This is a genomic window from Duganella sp. Root336D2 (assembly GCF_001425005.1).
GTDB lineage: Bacteria > Pseudomonadota > Gammaproteobacteria > Burkholderiales > Burkholderiaceae_D > Rugamonas.
Window position 1 is genome coordinate 1 of the sequence record NZ_LMDB01000031.1, and the last position, 2,362, is coordinate 2,362.

At 53.3% G+C, this 2,362-nt stretch carries 2 protein-coding genes and 1 pseudogene; all 3 read right to left on the bottom strand.

Translation table 11 applies throughout. The features are described from left to right. Nucleotides 1-348: 348 nt before the first annotated feature. Nucleotides 349-1,376, bottom strand: a pseudogene (locus ASD07_RS18315) (IS5 family transposase). 141 nt (nt 1,377-1,517) lie between these two features. Continuing rightward, nucleotides 1,518-1,835, bottom strand: a complete 318-nt coding sequence (locus ASD07_RS18325; RefSeq protein ID WP_055933685.1) for a hypothetical protein — start codon at nt 1,833-1,835, stop codon at nt 1,518-1,520. Nucleotides 1,836-1,837: 2 nt separating this feature from the next. Then, a complete protein-coding gene (locus ASD07_RS30300) occupies nt 1,838-2,245 on the bottom strand; it encodes a toxin glutamine deamidase domain-containing protein (RefSeq protein ID WP_082507419.1) in 408 nt (135 codons plus the stop codon). Nucleotides 2,246-2,362: the final 117 nt, after the last annotated feature.

Genomic DNA, 2,362 nt, shown 5'->3' on the forward strand with positions numbered 1-2,362 from the left:
CCGCTCTTGCGCCAGCGCGCTACTCGCTCCCGCCACAGCAATTCCCGTTCAGTGTTTGACATCCCCATCTCCAAAGTAAAAATCAGAGTATGGCTTTGCAAATCACGCTTTCACAGGTGGAACGACTGCACGCTTACGCTGCCAAGGCGTTGACTTTACCGCCAAAGGCCACCGCACACACTTGTCGCGTGAACCTAAGGCCACCTCGAATAACTCATTTTTGACGATTTGAGGTGGTACGCAATCCGGGTGATGACGGATTTCGGTGGTCATATCGGTCGAGCAGGTGATGTGAGAGACATGGCGTGACATGGCGATCTGAGGGCGGTTCAGAGCGCTGTGGAGCGCTTAGAACGGTACTAGCCCGCCTTCCTTCAGAAACACCAGGCGTTTGAGGTTATAGCTTGCCGCCTTGAGATGCAAAGCGAAGGTGACGCGGACGATGCCCATGCAGCGCACCAGCTTGCCGCCCATTTGCGCCAGCGCGCCAAAGACATGTTCGACGCGGGCGCGCGGCGTGGCGATGTGGCGATTGCGCTTCTTTTGTGCCTCAAAGATGCCCTTGGTGGCGCTGCCCTTGCGTTGGATGTGGACACGCCAGCCGGCTTGCTTCAGCGTCGCTTCCCGCTCGTTGGTCGGGTAACCCCGATCGGCATAGACGTCGCGGCTGGTGTTGGTGCGATCCAGCAGCGACTCGAATACCGTGGTGTCGGCCACGGCGGCGTGCGTGATGGACATTTTGCGCAGCAGCTTGTAACGCTTGTCCACGCTGGCGTGCAGCTTGTAGCCGAAGTGGCTCTTGCCGTGCTTCTTGGTCCAGCGGGCATCGACATCCTTCTGCGCGCGCTTGTGCGGCTTCCAGGTCAGCGGCATGGCGCCCTCTTTGACGGTGTCGGCTTCCTCGCGCTTGTTACGTTGGACCGGCGCCTGTACCAATGAGGCATCAATGATTTGGCCGCAGCGTGCCATATAGCCATGCTTGTGCAGCTGTTGTTGAACTTGTTCGAACACGAGGCTACCCGCACCGGCTTGGGCCAGGCGGTCACGAAACAGCCAGATGGTCTTGGCGTCGGGGATGCTGCTGCTTTCGGTGAGGTCCAGAAATTGCAGGAAACTGCGGCGGTCGAGCAACTGGTATTCGAGCGCGTCGTCAGCCAGGTTGTAGAGCTGCTGAAGCACCAGGATCTTTACCATCAGCAGCGTTGAATATGGTGGGCGGCCGCCTTTGACGCGCGATGGGCGTGGTGCGGCAGCATCGATACTGGCGGCCGCGCCTCGAAATCCACATGCTTGGTTAAACCGACCAGCGGATCGCCGATCTTTGATCGCCGATCTTCGCGCTCATGTTCTGCAAACAGGCTGATCCGAGGCTTCATCATCGCGGGTACTCGCTGGACATGCTCGATGGCAGAATTTTACCGAGGCGGGCCAGCGAGCGGTAGGTTTTTAGAGGTCGCCTCAACAGAGTTTGAATTTTCAATTGTAATACCTGTGTATCCATCAGCCAGATAGGTGATCTATTCTCCACGTCTGAAGAAATAGTCTGACATAGTTTTTAGATATTCACGAACGCGCTGCTTATCATCCGAAAAGTCCTGAACCATACTGTACTTCCCCTTCTTGCTTACGACAAAAGCCCATTTAATACCGAGCGTATTATTTTCTGGCACACATATCTTCTCGCTTCTAAAGAACATCCAGCAATGATCGCCTTCGAGATACTCAGTCTTAAGAGTTTCCTCGGGACTTTCACAATACGCTTTCAGAGACAGGTATGCATTTTTTTGCGCAATAGCCCTAGCCTGCGTCAGCGAAATTTTTTCTAAATTTTCCATTATTAAGGGTTTCCAAGAATTACGGGAACATCCGGGCGCAGTGTGACAATCTTCTCCATTTGTGTATCAATAAAATAAACCCTTCCATTTCGATTCACTACATTTATCACATGATGAACCGAACCTGGCTGCTCGATAATTAATGGACGTGTAGCACCGTTCCCTGCGGCGAGCATTTCTGCTATTACTGAAGCTGGTGTAGTTGTCGCGCCAAAACCAAACGGCGCTGATGGAAGTAAATCATTGCGATTTCCATATTTCGTTTTCTCAGCAACAGCACCTTCACCAACTCCAGATAGTCGTTTGTGAGCTGCATTAGCGCACGATATACAATTAGTATTGATCCCCGGCCCAGCATTTTCTACATAATGCGGATTTACGCCTACCAACTCGGGAAATTCATTGGCCATGGGACGAATGTTACTGTAGGGCACCTCGAAAAACCCGCCCAGTCATGGCATGATATCGCGATGCCAACGTTGACGACTCAGTCATGATGAAACCCAATCTGTTCGCCGCCCAGGAGC

Excerpts from the sequence above, each read along its gene's own strand:
- ASD07_RS18325 (WP_055933685.1), bottom strand. The coding sequence starts at position 1,835 with ATGGAAAATTTAGAAAAAATTTCGCTGACGCAGGCTAGGGCTATTGCG.
- ASD07_RS30300 (WP_082507419.1), bottom strand. The coding sequence starts at position 2,245 with ATGGCCAATGAATTTCCCGAGTTGGTAGGCGTAAATCCGCATTATGTA.